Raw genomic sequence first — 15,099 nt, forward strand, 5'->3', positions numbered from 1 at the left:
CCGGCGTGCTGTCAGGATCCGGCACGAAGTGACCACATGGTGTCCTTTTGTGAAGGGTTCGTACGAATTCCAGGCCGAGTGCTCGATCACGGACCGCGGGGTCATCGCGACGATTAACGTCTGATGCGGGGTATCACCCGTCGGCCGGGGGTAGTCCTCGTATGAGCAGCCCCGGTCCGGGACCCTGACCCCGGACCGGGGCTCACGCACGCCGCCCCGGATCCGGACCTACCGCACGGAGAAGCCGTACACCGTCTCCGAGCGGAACACCTCGCCCGGCCGCAGGACCGTGCTCGGGAAGTCGGGCCGGTTCGGGGAGTCGGGGAAGTGCTGGGTCTCCAGTGCGACGCCGGCCCCGGGGGCGAAGGGCTCCCCGATGAGGTCGGCGGTGTAGAGCTGCATCCCGGGCTCGGTGGTCGCCACCGTCAGCACCCGCCCGGACGACGGGTCGTACAGCTCGGCGACCTCCACCGGCGTCGGCGTCACCCCCTTGTCGAGCACGAGATTGTGGTCGTACCCGGTGCCCGTCCTGCGCCCCTCGCGGAAGTCGAAGCGGGTTCCGGTGACGTCCCGGAGTCCGCCGGTCGGGATCAGGTCCGCGTCGACCGGGGTGAACCGGGAGGCGGCGCACCGCAGTTCGTGTCCGGCCGTGCTGCCGGCACCGGCACCGGCACCGGTCAGGTTCCAGTACGAGTGGTTCGTCGGGTTGAGGACCGTCGGCGCGTCCGTCACCGCCTCGTACGCGATCCCCAGCGCGCCCCGCTCGTCCAGCGTGTACGTCACCGACATCTCGAGGCGGCCCGGGAAGCCCTCCTCGCCGTCCGCGGAGACCCTGCTGAGGCGCAGCCCGTGCGGTACGGGCGTCACGTCCCACACCCGCTTGTCGAAGCCCCGCTCACCGCCGTGCAGCGAGTTCGGCCCGTTGTTCGGGGCGAGCGTGTGGACGCGCCCGTCCAGCGGGAATCCGGCACCCGCGATCCGGTTGGCGTAGCGCCCGATCAGGGCGCCCAAGTAGGGCTCCGGACGGGCGACATAGCCGTCCAGGTCGGAGAAGCCCAGCACCACGTTCCCGGGCCGCCCCTCCCGGTCCGGTACCTCCACGGCCTGCACGATCCCGCCGTACGACAGCACCCGCACCCGCGTGCCGGCCCGTTCCAGGGTCCAGCGGTGCACCGGGGTGCCGTCGGAAAGTGTGCCGAAGAGTTCGTTCATGTGCGGAACGATAGGTCACGGCTGCTTCGCTGTGACCGTGCGGTAGGCGATCTCCGCCAGTCTGGCCTGACCGTCGACGCTCGGGTGGAACCAGTCCCAGCGGCTCAACTGCGCGGTGCCGAACTCGTACTCGTACACCGCGCCGCCGTCGAAGCGGCACCGGAGGTCCTCGGCGCAGACCTCCTCCAGCACCTTGTTGTAGTCCTCCACCCGGCTCCGCACCGTCTCGCGCCGCTCCGTCGCCGCCGCGTCCAGCACATCCGGGTCGGCCAGCATCGACGGGCAGATGCCGAGCTTCCACACCTGCTTGCCCAGCTCGTCGGTCCGGCCCCGCGACCACAGCCGCTTGAGGTCCGGCACACTCGCCACATACACCTGGGCCTCGGGCAGTGCCTTGCGCAGGGTGTGCATCGCGTCCTCGAAGTCCGCGCGGAAGTCGGCCACCGGCGTCATCGCCGACGCCGTGGCCCGGCAGGCGTCGTTGGCCCCGGCCATCACCGCCACCAGCTGCGGCTCGCGCCGCACCGCCCGGGCCATCTGACCCGGCAGATCCGCCATCCGCGCCCCGGTGACCGCGTAGTTCCAGCTCCGCTCGGCCGCCCCGGTCGGCCCCAGCAGCCGCACCGCGAGACTGCCGACCTGCTCACTGCTGCCCGTGGCCCACGACACCTCGGGACAGTCCGTCAGCACCGCGCACGCGTCGAAGCCGCGGGTGATGGAATCGCCCACGGCGGCCACGGAGGTGGGGCTGGTGTCCCACAGGGGTGTGGGCGACGGGGACGGCGCCGCCTTCTCCGCCGGGCCGGCGGACGGAGCGGACGCCTCACCGCCGACGGCGTCGCAGCCGGCGGCACCCAGCACGCCCCCCAACACGGCGGCCGCCACGGCGAGCACGGCCAGCGAACGGCAGCCCCGCCCGATCCGCGCCCGCCGTGTCCCCTGCTCCATCCCGCCGCCTCCCCGCGCATCGTGGTCACCGTCCCCCATGCATAACAACGCGCGGGAGTTCCCGCTCGCTCGAACGGACCGGCTCGCGCCACCCGGGGCCGCATACGGCCATCCGGGGGCGGCACACCCGGGAAGCTGTCGTCCTGCCGGGTGAATGGCGGAAGTTTCCGGGCACCAGGACGGACGGTACGTCACACTCCTTCCTCCGCCACACGGTAGCCTCGCCATCAGCGTGGCTCGTCCGGCCACCCGCTGATCGGCCCGTTCCGTCCTGTCCCGCTCTGCCCGGAGGTTCCGGTGACGACCCGTGGAGTCCTGTACGTGCACTCCGCGCCGCGTGCGCTGTGCCCACACGTCGAGTGGGCCGTCGCGGGGGTGCTCGGCGTGCGCGTCAGCCTGGACTGGACCCGCCAGCCCGCCGCGCCGGGCACCTGGCGCTCGGAGTTCTCCTGGAAGGGCCAGGCCGGCACCGCCTCCAAGCTCGCCTCCGCGCTGCGCGGCTGGCAGCTGCTGCGCTTCGAGGTCACCTCGGAGCCCTGCCCCACCGCCGAGGGCGAGCGCTACAGCTGCACCCCCGACCTCGGCATCTTCCACGCCGTCACCGGCATGCACGGCGACATCATGATCCCCGAGGACCGGCTGCGCGCCGCCCTGGTCCGCTCCCAGCAGGGCGAGACCGACCTGGAGGCGGAGATCGCCAAGCTCCTCGGCAAGCCCTGGGACGACGAACTGGAACCCTTCCGCTACGCGGGCGAGGGCGCCCCGGTCCGCTGGCTCCACCAGGTGGTCTGACCAGGTGGTCTGAAGACACCCGTTACTGCAGCGCCCCCATAGGGGCGCGGGGCTGTGCTGACATGCGGCTCCGCCGCGTGGGCGCGACCAGCCACCTACAACCCGCACACGGCGCACGGCAATAGACCAACGACGATGGCCCGAACCCTCTCAGGGTCCGGGCCATCGTCGTTCACGGCAGAGGAATCACACCGACCGGAACGCCAGCACCACGTTGTGCCCACCGAACCCGAACGAGTCGTTGAGCGCGGCGATCCTGCCCTCGACGGGCAGCTTGCGCGCCTCGCCCCGGACGATGTCCGCGGCCGCCTCGGCCTCCGGGTCGATGGTGTCGACGTTGATGGTCGGCGGAGCCACCCGGTGGTACAGCGCGAGCACCACCGCCACCGACTCCACGCCGCCGGCGCCACCGAGCAGGTGCCCGGTCATCGACTTGGTCGCGGAGACCGCCATGTGGTCGACGTCGTCGCCGAAGACCTTGCGCAGCGCCTTCAGCTCGGCGACGTCACCGGCCGGGGTCGAGGTGGCGTGCGCGTTGACGTGCACGATCTCGGCCGGGTCCAGGTCGGTGTTGTCCAGCAGGTTCTGCAGGGCGTGCGAGATGCCGCGGCCCTCCGGCTCCGGCTGCACGATGTCGTGGCCGTCGGCCGAGATGCCCTGGCCGACCGCCTCCGCGTAGACGCGGGCGCCGCGCGCGGCGGCGTGCTCGGCGGACTCCAGGACGACGACGCCCGCGCCCTCACCGAGGACGAAACCGTCCCGGGCGACGTCGTAGGGACGCGAGGCGCCCTCGGGGTCGTCGTTGTTCTTGGACATCGCCATCATGTTGCCGAACGCGGCGATGGGCAGCGGGTGGATCGCCGCCTCGGTGCCCCCCGCGACGACGACGTCGGCGCGGCCGGAGCGGATCATCTCGATGGCGTAGCCGATGGCCTCCGCGCCCGAGGCACACGCCGAGACGGGGGTGTGCACGCCCGCCTGGGCGCCCACGAGCAGGCCCACGTTGGCCGCCGGGCCGTTCGGCATCAGCATGGGGACGGTGTGCGGGGAGACGCGGCGGACGCCCTTCTCCTTCAGCACGTCGTACTGGTCCAGCAGGGTCGTCACGCCGCCGATGCCGGAGGCGATGACCGTGCCGAGCCGCTCCGGGGCGACGTTCGGGTCCTCACCCGCCTTGCCCTCGAAGCCGGCGTCGGCCCACGCCTCCTTGGCCGCCACCAGCGCGAACTGCGCCGAGCGGTCCAGACGGCGGGCCTGCGGACGGGGAATGGTCTCGGTGGGCTCCACGGCCACGGGGGCCGCGATGCGGACCGCCTGGTCGGCGGCCCAGTCCTGGTCCAGGGCCTTGACCCCGGAACGGCCGGCGATCAGGCCCTCCCAGGTAGAGGCCGCGTCGCCACCCAGCGGTGTGGTTGCGCCGATACCGGTGACGACCACGGTGCGATTGGTCGAGCTCATCGGAATTCTTTCTCCAACGGATACGAGGATTCGTACGGCGCCACCGCCGGGTGGCGGGGCCGGGGCCCCGGCCCCCGGGCCTCCCCTCGGGACGGGGGAAGGCCCGGCAGTGCTCAGGCCTGGTGCTTGAGGATGTACTCGGTCGCGTCGCCGACGGTCTTGAGGTTCTTGACGTCGTCGTCCGGGATCTTGACGTCGAAGCGCTCTTCGGCGGCGACGACGACCTCGACCATGGACAGCGAGTCGACGTCCAGGTCGTCGGTGAAGGACTTGTCCAGCTGGACGTCCTCAACCGGGATGCCGGCGATCTCGTTCACGATCTCCGCGAGACCGGCGACGATCTCTTCCTGAGTGGCGGCCATGATGGCGCTCCTTCGCTGTGATTCCAGAGGGTGTGGCGCCCGCCGCGTCAACGGCGGGTACTGCGGTTCCCGTGCCGGATCCGATGATCTGGCACGGAGTGCCTAAGGGAGGGTAACGACCGTAGCGGCGTAGACGAGACCCGCCCCGAAGCCGATGACGAGCGCGGTGTCGCCGCTCTTCGCCTCGCCGGTCGCCAGAAGCCGCTCCATCGCGAGCGGAATCGAGGCGGCCGAGGTGTTGCCGGTGGTGCGGATGTCACGGGCGACCGTGACGTGCTCCGGCAGTTTCAGGGTCTTCACCATCGAGTCGATGATCCGCACGTTGGCCTGGTGCGGGATGAAGACGTCCAGATCGTCCGGCGAAAGCCCGGCGGCTTCCAGCGCCTCCTTGGCGACCTTCGCCATCTCGAACACGGCCCAGCGGAACACCGCCTGGCCTTCCTGTGTGATCGCGGGGAACTTCTCGACCTCGCCGTCGCGGTAGTCCGTCCACGGCACGGTCTGCTTGATGACCTCGGACTTGTCGCCCTCCGAGCCCCAGACCGTCGGGCCGATCGCGGGCTCCTGGGACGGGCCGACGACGACCGCGCCCGCGCCGTCACCGAACAGGAAGGCGGTGGCCCGGTCCTCCAGGTCGGTCAGATCGCTCAGCCGCTCCACGCCGATGACCAGCACGTACTCGGCCGAGCCCTCCACGACCATGCCCTTGGCCAGCGTCAGGCCGTAACCGAAGCCCGCGCAGCCCGCCGAGATGTCGAAGGCGGCGGCCTTGTCCGTGCCCAGCTTGTCGGCGATCTCGGTCGCGACGGCCGGGGTCTGACTGAAGTGCGACACGGTCGCCACGACCACGGCGCCGATCTGCCCGGCGTCGATCCCGGCGTCCGCGATCGCCTTGCCGGACGCCTCGACCGACATCGCCGCGACCGTCTCCTCCGGCGACGCCCAGTGCCGCGTCTCGATGCCGGAACGCGAGCGGATCCACTCGTCGGACGAGTCGATCGTCTCGAGGATCACCTCGTTCGGCACGACCCGGGTGGGCCGGTAGCCGCCCACACCCAGGATGCGCGCGTACGGGGCGCCCTTACCGGGCTTGATCTTCGCCATGCGGAATCTGCTCCTAAGGGCGTCAGGCGTGCTCTGCGACGAGCTCGCGGGCGGCGTCGAGGTCTGCGGGGGTCTTCAGCGCCAGCGTCTTGACGCCGGGCAGGGAACGCTTGGCGAGCCCGGTCAGGGTCCCCCCGGGGCACACCTCGATCAGCGCGGTCACCCCGAGCTCCTTGAACGTCTCCATGCACAGGTCCCAGCGGACCGGATTCGCGACCTGGCCGACCAGGCGCTGAAGCACCTCGGCGCCGGTCGCGACCGTCGCGCCGTCCTTGTTCGACACGTAGGTGACCTTCGGGTCGCCCGGGGCCAGGCCCTCGGCGGCCTTGGCCAGCGTGTCGACCGCGGGACCCATGTGGTGCGTGTGGAACGCGCCGGCGACCTTGAGCGGGACGACCCGGCGCACACCCTCGGGCTTGTCCGCCTCCAGCGCGGCCAGCTGCTCCTTGGTGCCGGCCGCCACGATCTGGCCCGCGCCGTTGATGTTCGCCGGGGTAAGCCCCAGCTTCTCCAGGTGCGCCACGGTGACGTCCGGGTCGCCGCCGAGCAGCGCCGCCATACCGGTCTCGGTGATCGCGGCGGCGTCGGCCATGGCCAGACCCCGCTTGCGGACCAGGCTCAGCGCGGCGGAGTCGTCGAGGACACCCGCGAACGCGGCGGCGGTGATCTCACCGACACTGTGGCCGGCCACCGCGCCGGGCGCGAGGTCCGCGATGTCACCGAGTGCCGAGGCGGACAGCAGCCCGGCCGCGACCAGCAGCGGCTGGGCGACGGCCGTGCCACGGATGGCGTCCGCGTCGGCCTCGGTGCCGTAGTGGACGAGGTCGAGTCCGATGGCCTCGGACCAGGCGGCGACGCGGTCCGCGGCGCCGGGCAGGTCGAGCCATTCGGTCAGGAATCCGGGCGTCTGAGCGCCCTGGCCGGGAGCGACGAGTACGAGCACTCTCACACTCTCTCTTGACGACGGCCGAAGCCGCCCGTGGGGACAGGGACGAAGAACACGAGGGGGTTTTGTGGGACCCCGACAAGAGAACTAGAGCTGAAGATCACCGTCGACCAGACGCCCCAGGATCAGCGCGATCCTCAGCGTGAAGGCAGAGCGTACATCGGAGGGTGACCAACCGGTGACGTCCGTCACACGTCGGAGCCGGTAACGAACCGTATTCGGGTGAACGAACAGCATCCGAGCGGCCCCCTCCAGACTGCTCGCCTGCTCCAGATAGACGCTGAGCGTCTCCAGCAGCGCGGCCCCGGTCTCCTCCAGCGGTCTGTAGATCTCCTCCACCAACTGTTCGCGGGCCGCGGGATCACCGGCGATCGCCCGCTCCGGCAGCAGATCGTCGGCCAGCACCGGGCGCGGTGCGTCCTGCCAGGCCGTACACGCCTTGAGGCCCGCCGCGGCGGCCTGCGCGGACCGGGTCGCCGTCAGCAGGTCCGGCACCACCGGTCCCGCCACCACCGGCCCCTGCGCATACGGGCCGATCAGCGACTTGGCCACCCCCAGCGGGTTGTCGCTGCCACCCGCGATCACCACCAGCCGGTCCCCGAGCACCCCCGTCAGCACCTGCAGCTTGGCGTGCCGGGCGGCCCGCCGGATCGCCTCCACGGTCAGCTCGGAGTCACCGTTGGGCGCGGTACCCAGCACCACGCACACATGCTCCGGCGAGTTCCACCCGAGGGCGGCGGCCCGCGACACGGCACCCTCGTCGGCCTCGCCGCTGAGCACCGCGTTCACCACCAGCGACTCCAGCCGCGCGTCCCAGGCGCCCCGTGCCTCGGCGGCCTGCGCGTACACCTGGGCGGTGGCGAAGGCGATCTCCCGCGCGTACACGAGGAGCGCCTCGCGCAGTACCGCCTCGTCGCCCGGCGCCGCCACCTCGTCGATGGCGCTCTCCATGACCTCGATGGTGGTGCGCACCATCTCCACGGTCTGCCGCAGCGTGATGGCCCGGGTCAGCTCGCGCGGCGCGGTGCCGAAGACGTCGGTGGAGATGGCCTGCGGGGCGTCGGGGCGCCGGAACCACTCGGTGAAGGCGGCGATGCCCGCCTGCGCGACCAGCCCGATCCAGGAACGGTTCTCCGGGGGCATGGCCCGGTACCAGGGCAGTGTCTCGTCCATCCGCGTGATCGCCTGCGCCGCCAGGCTGCCGGACGACTGCTCCAGCCTCCTCAGCGTCGCGGCGTGCGCGTGGACGGGGCGTGCTGCGGCATCGTGGGTGCTGGTTTCGGGTTCGGGCACGTGGACAAGACTGCCTTATCCGGACGGGTGAACGGGCCGGGGGGCCACGGGGCAGGTCTACGGTGGACCGGTGATACACGTACGGCGCGCGCACGAGCGCTACCGGGGCGGCGATCCGGCGGCCGGGATCGAGACCCGGCACGCCTTCTCCTTCGGTCCCCACTACGACCCCGGCCACCTCCGCTTCGGCCGGGTCATCGCCTGCAACGAGGAGCACCTGGCCCCCGGCGCCGGCTTCGACGAGCATCCGCACAGCCACACCGAGATCGTCACCTGGGTCGTCTCCGGCGAGCTGACCCACCGCGACTCCACCGGCCGCGAGAGCGTGGTCCGCCCCGGCGACCTGCAACGCCTGAGCGCCGCCTCCGGCGTCCGCCACGTGGAACGCAACGCCGGCCCCGAACCCCTGACCTTCCTCCAGATGTGGCTGACCCCGCTGCGGCCCGGCGGCGACCCCTTCTACGAGGTCGTCCACGGCATGACCGACTCCACCCCGTACGACCTCCCGGAAGCGGGCGCCATGCTCCACGTCCGCCGCCTCGCGGCGGGGGAGCGGACGGCGATCCCGGACGCCGCGTACGTGTACGCCCACGTCGTACGCGGCGAAGTGACCCTGAACGGCGAACCCCTCACCCCGGGCGACGCGGCCCGCATCACGGACGCCAAGGGGCTTGCGGCTGTCGCGGAGACCACGTCGGAGCTCCTGCTGTGGGAGATGCGATCGGCGTGACCGCCCCGAGGCCCACCGAGTAGCAGAGAAAGTCACGCATCCTTCGAAGGTGAGCAGAGTCAGTTACGCCCAGGCGTAACTTTCTCTGCGGAACCGTGTGATCATCCCCGTACGGATCCGACTGAACAGCTTGCTGTGCTCTCGGACGTAGAGCCTCGTGCCCTGGAGTCCCGACTCAGGCAGAATGCCGACCGACCTGGAGCCGATCTAGTCCCCAGAGGGCACCTCGGCCTCCGAGGTGCTGGGCCTGCCGGTGTGGTGTGGCTGAAAAGCGTGAGCAGTCGGCAGACAACTGTCACTTGAGCGCTCAAATGAGCGGGGTGTGGACAGTCGCGGCCGAAGTGCTCACGCTTTTGGGGTGCATGTGGTTAGCGCAGGCCGTCGATGAACGTCTGCCATGCGGGAGCGCCGACGATGACGACCGGGCTGGCCGGGTTCTTGCTGTCGCGTACCAGGACGGCGCCTGCGGGGCAGCCGTCGGCTACCTCGATGCAGTCGCCGCCGGTGTTGCCGCTGTACGAGGACGTGCGCCAGGCGGCGCCGTCGGTGACGGTGCACTCGACGCACTCACCGCCGTTGCTTCCGCTGTAGCTGGACTTACGCCATTGGGCATTCCGGAGGCCGGAGTTGGTCTCTACAGCGTTCCTCCATGACGAGGGTGATCAGTTTTGCCGAGTCCTCAGGAGAGAGGGCTGAGGCTTGCAGCCGAGCGTAGCCGACCGACCGCTCCTTGATTACGTCTGGATTGGCCGTCATGTGACCTTGGTCATGGCCGTCCATGTAGAACAAGTCGGGGTCGTCGGCAAACCTCAGCAGGGTGAACGTTCTCATCATGCCTGCGTGTTGGCCTGTGGCAAACGGCAGTACCTGGACGTTCACCCATGGATCTTCCTGGAAGCTCAACAGGTGTGTGAGTTGCCGGTGCGTGACGCCCAGTCCGCCGATTTCCAGGAGAAGCGCCGCTTCGCTCAGGATGACCCAGATTGCAGGAGGCTGCTGACGCCGAAGCGTGCGCTGGCGCTCCATCCGAGTTGCCACCATCTCGTCCAACTGCCGGTGGTGATCGACTCGGAGCGCCGCCCGTGCATACTCCTCTGTCTGTAGCAGCCCGTACACCAACTGCGCCTGCTACGTGGAGATGTACGCCGCCTTCGCTTCCATCTCCGCGTATGACTGGAACCACGTGGGAAGTTGGCTGCGCAGGACCAGGCCGATCAGGTGGGAGAACAAGCCGTCGGTGCAGAGCGCGGCGTCCACGCGTTCGGAGAAGTCGCGGGTGGGGATCTTCTTCGTGGTCTCGATCTGGCCGATCAACGAGCCCGTGCAGAAGATGATCTCGCCGAGTTGGCCCTGCTTGAGGCCGTGGGCCTCGCGCTGGCGGCGCAGTTCCCAGCCGTAGTAGTCGAGCGGGGAAGCGGTGGGATCGAGCGTCTGGTTGTTGGCCACGGTGGTGCCTCCGGCCTGAAACGCCTCTCGGCGTTGATTTCGGTGCGTAGTCGAGCGTATGCAGTACGTCGCAGTCTGGTGGGGTGAATCAGACAACTGGTCCGCGTACGGCGGACTTCGAGACGCACTACCGGGCCGAGTTCGCCTTGGGGGAGCACTCGGTCCGGCACCTGCGCCGCATCCTGCGGCTCTACCTCAACCTGGATCCACCGCGTAGCGGACGGGCCGTGGACGGAGAAATCAGAAGAGGTGCCCGCTGACCTGGGATGATGGGAGTTCCTACGCTTCCACCGGTCCCGACCTGCAAGGCACCTCTCAAGTGAAATCGTCCCACAGCCCGGCGCGGGTGTTTGCCGCGTTCGACGAGCCGAATCTCATCGCGCATGCCGGGCTGGTCCCGGTGATCCGGCTGGCCGAGCGGTGCAGCCTGCCGGCTCTGGTGGCCGAGAAGGTCAAACTGGCCGGCGCGGCCAACGGCGCCGGCACGGCCCCCGACGCGAAGGCGATGAGCATCGTGGGCGGCATGGCCGCCGGCGCCGACTCCATCGACGACCTGGATGTCCTGCGGCACGGAGGGCTGCGGAAGCTCTTCGCAGGGGTGCGGGCACCGTCCACGCTGGGCACCTTCCTGCGCGCCTTCACCTGGGGACACGTCCGGCAACTCCAGTCCGCGACACGCGCGTTCACCTGCAACCTGGCCGCCCACACCGGACTGGTGCCCACGACGGACGAGGTGGTGTTCGTCGACATCGACTCCAAGGTCAAGCAGGTCTACGGCCCGGCCAAGCAGGGCGCCTCGTTCGGCTACACCAAGGTCCGGGGGCTGCACTTCCAGATCGTCACGGTCAAGACGTCCACCTGCGCGCCGGTCATCGTCGCCACCAGGCTGCGCAGGGGGTCGGCGGGCTCCGGCAAGGGGGCGGCGAGTCTGCTGCGCGAGGCGCTGACCACGGTGCGGGCCATGGGGATCACCGCGCAGATCATCGTGCGCGCCGACTCGGCGTTCTTCTCCCACAAGGTCGTCGCCGCCTGCCGTCGGGCCGGCGCCCGCTTCTCGCTGGCCGTCGCGGTCACCAAGACGATCCGCACGGCGATCGAGACGATGCCCCCTGACACCTGGACACCGATCCGGTACACCGACGCGATCTGGGACGCCGAGGAGGAACGCTGGATCTCCGACGCCGAGATCGCCGAGATCCCGTTCACCGCGTTCACCAGCAAGAAGAAGCAGTTCCACACCACCGCCCGGCTGATCGTCCGCCGTGTGAAGCGGCTGAACCCGAAGACGGTGCCCGACGGACAAAGTGAGCTGTTCGCGGTCTGGCGCCATCATGTGGTCTTCACCGACAGCACCTTCGTCCTCACCGACGCCGAGCCCATGCATCGTGCTCACGCCGCGGTGGAACAGGTCTTCGCCGATCTGGAGGACTCCGCCCTGGCCCACCTGCCCTCGGGGAAGTTCACCGCGAACGCGGCCTGGCTCACCCTGGCCGCCACCGCCTACAACCTCACCCGCGCGGCCGGACACCTCGCTTCCGCCTTCCACGCACGGGCACGGACCGGCACGATCCGCCGTCATCTCATCGCCGTTCCGGCCCGCATCGCCCGCCCGGGACGACGAGTAGTGCTGCATCTGCCCCAACGCTGGCGCTGGGCCGACGACTTCACCGACCTGTGGACCGCCACCGGGCAGCGGATGCAGACCTGACCAACCGGACCCCCGCCCGTCCACGATCTGGAAGACCTCGGAGAACCCGCCACCGGAACGGCCATCCGGAAACCCGCCCTGCCCGGAACCGAAAATCCACCCCGAAACCAATCACACCGCGCGATCAAAGATCACGCGGTGGATCGAGGCTCAAGGGTTCGGGCCTGTTGGAGGTGGCCGGCGCGGCCGAACTCGCGGTGTCGGAACTCCTCGCCAACGTCATCCGGCACGTACCCGGCCGACGTTGCGGCATCTGCTTCCTTCTGCAGCCCGGTGGCGTGCGGGTGGAGGTCTCCGACAGGTGTCCGCGACTGCCTGTTCCGGGAGCGGGGGACACACTTGCCGAGGGTGGGCGCGGACTGCTGCTCGTCGAGGCGGTGACCGACCGGTGGGGTGTGACGCCGCATCCCGCCGGCGGCGGCAAGACCGTGTGGTTCGAGTACCTGGGCGGTGGCTGAGGTGTACGGCGTCATCTCGGGCAGACAGAGGCCCCGCCCCCGGCACGGTGGACCGTGCCGGGGGCGGGGCGGGAGGGCTGGGAGGTCAGAACGTCAGGCCCCAGCTGTCGATGTAGCCGGTGTCGCCGTAGTAGCTGTCCGTGACCCGGAGCTTCCACGTGCCGTTGGCCGTCTCCGAGGAGGCGTTCACGGTGTAGGTGGTGTTGATGTTGTCCGCGGAGCCGCCGGTGCCCAACGACTTGAGGGTGTAGACCGAGCCGTCGGGCGCGACCAGCTGGACCGTCAGGTCACCTATGTAGGTGTGGACGATGTTCACCGGTACCTGCAGGGCCGACGGGGCGTTGCCGGAGACACCGGAGACGGTGATCGGGGACTCGACGGTCGTCCTGTCGCTGATCGTGTAGTTCGAGGAGTTGGTGAAGTTCTTGCCGGACGGCGGAGGGGTGGTGCCGCCGCTGCCGACGTACAGCAGGCGGTTCGGGGAACCGGTGCCCGGGTTCGTGACGGCGCCGGAGACGGAGCCCGCGACCAGCGCTGAGGCGACCTGCGCGGGGGTGGCGGACCGGTTGTCCGCGAGGTACAGCGCCGCGGCGCCCGCGACGTGGGGGGTGGCCATCGAGGTACCGGAGATGGAGTTGGTGGCGCTGTCGCCGGTGTGCCAGGCGGAGGTGATGGACGAGCCCGGGGCGAAGATGTCCAGGTTCGAGCCGTAGTTCGAGTAGCTGGCACGGGCGTCCGTGCTGGTGGTGGCGCCGACGGTGATCGCCTCGGCCACCCGGGCCGGCGAGCCGGTCGCGGTGGTGGACTCGTTGCCCGCAGCGACGGCGAAGGTGACGCCGGCGGAGATGGCGTTGCGCACCGCGTTGTCCAGCGTGGTGCTGGCGCCGCCGCCGAGCGACATGTTGGCGACGGCCGGGAGGACCGCGTTGGCGGCGACCCAGTCGACGCCCTTGATCACACCGGCGGTGGTGCCGGAGCCGTTGTTGTCGAGGACCCGGACGCCGACGATGGAGGCCTTCTTGGCGACGCCGTGGGCGCTGCCTGCGACGGTGCCCGCGACGTGGGTGCCGTGGCCGTTGCCGTCCTGGGCGACGTTGTCGTTGTCGACGGCGTCGTAGCCGTTGCGGGCGCGGCCGCCGAAGTCGCTGTGGGAGATGCGCACACCGGTGTCGATGATGTACGCGGTGACGCCCTGGCCGGCCGTGTCGTCGTACGTGTACGAGCTGTTCAGCGGCAGCGCGGTCTGGTCGATGCGGTCCAGGCCCCAGGACGGCGGGTTGGTCTGCGTCGCCTGGGTGGTGACGGTGCGGTTCTGCTCGACCAGTGCGACCGCCGGGTCGGCGGCCAGCTTGGCGGCCTCGGCCTCGGTGGCCTCGACGGTGTAGCCGTTGACGGCCTCGCGGAAGGTGTGCTCGACCTCGGCGCCGTACTTCTTCGCGACGCCCTTGCCCTTGGCGGAACCGGCCTCGGTGGCCGACTTGAGGGTGACGATGTAGCTGTCCTCGACCGCGTTCGGCGCGTCCGCGTAGGCGATCGTCCCGACGGGCTCGGCGGCGCTCGCGGGGAGAGCGGTGAAGAGGCCACCGGTGAGAGCGGCCGCGGCGACGGAGCAGATTCCGACGAGCGTTCTCCGCTTGGTGTTTCGCATCACTGCCATCTGAGGGTTCCTTCTCGACAGGTGGGGAGTGGGGTGGGGGGCACACGAAGCGAACGCCTGTACCGGTTCTTCCTCCGAACAGGAGTGAGTCAGGTGCATGCCAAACACGGACGCTGTGGCCGTGTCTGCTTTTCCCTGTCGCCAGCCGAAAGATTGAATGGTCTACGCGAATTGCACAAGAGGTTCCGTCGCGCCTTAACCTCCGTGCCATAAACGAGAGGTGACACAAGGTCATCAAACGCCCCAGATATGCTGGGTAAACGAGATCACTGTCACAGCGGGCCTCTCTGAGAGCGCCCGCTGTTCCCCCTTGTGCCGGGTCGGGAATTCGAGGGATTTCCTTAGCGGAAAAGGAGTTTGCGCACCTGCTGCGACGAGTGCTGTGGCGGTCGCGGCCGGGACCTGGTGGCGGCCTGGGGCGGTGCCTGTGGCAGGGTGCGGATCATGGGGTGGTCGTTCAAGGTGCACGGCGGTGTCGCGGCCGGGCTGGGTGCCGTTCTGCTGGTGCTGGCCGGGCTCACCTTGCTGCCGGGAGTCCTGCCGCTGGCCACGGCGAGGGGGCCGCTGGCACTGATCGTCGTACTGTTCTTGCCGATCGTCATATCCGCTGTGGCGCGCCTCTTCCTGGCACGCGTGGACAAGTCCTTGGCCTGGCAGGCCTTCCGGTGTCTTCCGGGCTGGGTGCAGATGGGGCTCGCGGTGCTGATCCTGTCGGGGGTGGTGATGACGTTCTTCGGCGAGGGGCAGGAAGGGAACCTGCAGGCCGCCGAGGTGAAGGACGGGAGGTACTTCGCCTTCGACACCACGCCGCACGCACGCGGCACGGTCGAGCTCTCCCACGAGCAGTACCAGGTCGTCCTGGAGGCCGATCAGCGCTTCAAGCTCACGGTGTCAGGCGTGCTCTTCGTCGGCGCCGCGTATGCCGTCCTGGTGGCCGGTGAGCTGCGCCGGGCGGATCGTGGCGCTGCGCGGTCGAGGTAGAGGG

The 15,099-nt window shown here is 69.9% G+C and carries 14 protein-coding genes and 2 pseudogenes; 6 read left to right on the plus strand and 10 right to left on the minus strand.

What is annotated here, in order from left to right:
• Positions 1 to 228 precede the first annotated feature (228 nt).
• Positions 229 to 1,212 carry an aldose epimerase family protein gene (locus AC6F7H_RS20090; protein ID WP_500758312.1) on the minus strand — a complete coding sequence of 328 codons (984 nt, stop codon included), beginning with the start codon at positions 1,210 to 1,212 and terminating at the stop codon, positions 229 to 231.
• Between the two features lie 15 nt (positions 1,213 to 1,227).
• Positions 1,228 to 2,160 (minus strand): SGNH/GDSL hydrolase family protein, encoded by a 933-nt coding sequence (locus AC6F7H_RS20095; protein ID WP_500758313.1) that lies wholly within the window; start codon positions 2,158 to 2,160, stop codon positions 1,228 to 1,230.
• A 297-nt stretch (positions 2,161 to 2,457) separates the two neighbouring features.
• On the opposite strand from AC6F7H_RS20095, the gene AC6F7H_RS20100 reads away from it, so the two are divergent.
• A complete protein-coding gene (locus tag AC6F7H_RS20100) occupies positions 2,458 to 2,952 on the plus strand; it encodes a DUF3145 domain-containing protein (RefSeq protein ID WP_109381402.1) in 495 nt (164 codons plus the stop codon).
• A gap of 186 nt (positions 2,953 to 3,138) precedes the next feature.
• On the opposite strand, the gene AC6F7H_RS20105 is transcribed toward AC6F7H_RS20100, so the two are convergent.
• From AC6F7H_RS20105 to fasR, 5 genes are all read right to left on the minus strand, one after another.
• Positions 3,139 to 4,410, minus strand: coding sequence for a beta-ketoacyl-[acyl-carrier-protein] synthase family protein (locus AC6F7H_RS20105; protein WP_500758314.1), 1,272 nt, complete (start codon positions 4,408 to 4,410; stop codon positions 3,139 to 3,141).
• Positions 4,411 to 4,523: 113 nt separating this feature from the next.
• Complete coding sequence (locus AC6F7H_RS20110; RefSeq protein ID WP_004988657.1) at positions 4,524 to 4,772, minus strand: acyl carrier protein; 249 nt, start codon at positions 4,770 to 4,772, stop codon at positions 4,524 to 4,526.
• A gap of 102 nt (positions 4,773 to 4,874) precedes the next feature.
• A complete protein-coding gene (locus AC6F7H_RS20115) occupies positions 4,875 to 5,876 on the minus strand; it encodes a ketoacyl-ACP synthase III (RefSeq protein WP_500758315.1) in 1,002 nt (333 codons plus the stop codon).
• Positions 5,877 to 5,898: 22 nt separating this feature from the next.
• On the minus strand, positions 5,899 to 6,819 hold the full coding sequence (locus AC6F7H_RS20120; protein WP_500758316.1) for an ACP S-malonyltransferase: 921 nt from the start codon (positions 6,817 to 6,819) through the stop codon (positions 5,899 to 5,901).
• A gap of 90 nt (positions 6,820 to 6,909) precedes the next feature.
• Positions 6,910 to 8,115 carry a fatty acid biosynthesis transcriptional regulator FasR gene (gene fasR / locus AC6F7H_RS20125; RefSeq protein WP_500758317.1) on the minus strand — a complete coding sequence of 402 codons (1,206 nt, stop codon included), beginning with the start codon at positions 8,113 to 8,115 and terminating at the stop codon, positions 6,910 to 6,912.
• 70 nt (positions 8,116 to 8,185) lie between these two features.
• Here fasR and AC6F7H_RS20130 point away from each other — a divergent pair, with 70 nt between their 5' ends.
• Complete coding sequence (locus AC6F7H_RS20130) at positions 8,186 to 8,845, plus strand: pirin family protein (RefSeq protein ID WP_500758318.1); 660 nt, start codon at positions 8,186 to 8,188, stop codon at positions 8,843 to 8,845.
• Between the two features lie 368 nt (positions 8,846 to 9,213).
• Here the strand turns inward: AC6F7H_RS20130 and AC6F7H_RS20135 are convergent.
• A pseudogene (locus AC6F7H_RS20135) lies at positions 9,214 to 9,465 on the minus strand (DUF397 domain-containing protein); the annotation flags it as partial.
• A pseudogene (locus AC6F7H_RS20140) lies at positions 9,443 to 10,291 on the minus strand (helix-turn-helix domain-containing protein). The pseudogenes AC6F7H_RS20135 and AC6F7H_RS20140, both read right to left, overlap by 23 nt.
• Before the next feature lie 83 nt (positions 10,292 to 10,374).
• Here AC6F7H_RS20140 and AC6F7H_RS20145 point away from each other — a divergent pair.
• From AC6F7H_RS20145 to AC6F7H_RS20155, 3 genes are all read left to right on the plus strand, one after another.
• Entirely contained in the window at positions 10,375 to 10,551 is a 177-nt protein-coding gene (locus AC6F7H_RS20145; protein WP_500758319.1) for a hypothetical protein, read from the plus strand.
• A gap of 59 nt (positions 10,552 to 10,610) precedes the next feature.
• Positions 10,611 to 11,999 carry an IS1380 family transposase gene (locus AC6F7H_RS20150; RefSeq protein ID WP_500757429.1) on the plus strand — a complete coding sequence of 463 codons (1,389 nt, stop codon included), beginning with the start codon at positions 10,611 to 10,613 and terminating at the stop codon, positions 11,997 to 11,999.
• Between the two features lie 110 nt (positions 12,000 to 12,109).
• Complete coding sequence (locus AC6F7H_RS20155; protein ID WP_500761957.1) at positions 12,110 to 12,457, plus strand: ATP-binding protein; 348 nt, start codon at positions 12,110 to 12,112, stop codon at positions 12,455 to 12,457.
• 85 nt (positions 12,458 to 12,542) lie between these two features.
• Here AC6F7H_RS20155 and AC6F7H_RS20160 read toward each other — a convergent pair whose 3' ends face one another.
• Positions 12,543 to 14,114, minus strand: a complete 1,572-nt coding sequence (locus AC6F7H_RS20160) for a S8 family peptidase (protein WP_500758320.1) — start codon at positions 14,112 to 14,114, stop codon at positions 12,543 to 12,545.
• A gap of 444 nt (positions 14,115 to 14,558) precedes the next feature.
• On the opposite strand from AC6F7H_RS20160, the gene AC6F7H_RS20165 reads away from it, so the two are divergent.
• Entirely contained in the window at positions 14,559 to 15,095 is a 537-nt protein-coding gene (locus AC6F7H_RS20165; RefSeq protein ID WP_500758321.1) for a hypothetical protein, read from the plus strand.
• Positions 15,096 to 15,099: the final 4 nt, after the last annotated feature.

This window comes from Streptomyces sp. MMS24-W38, from assembly GCF_059889265.1.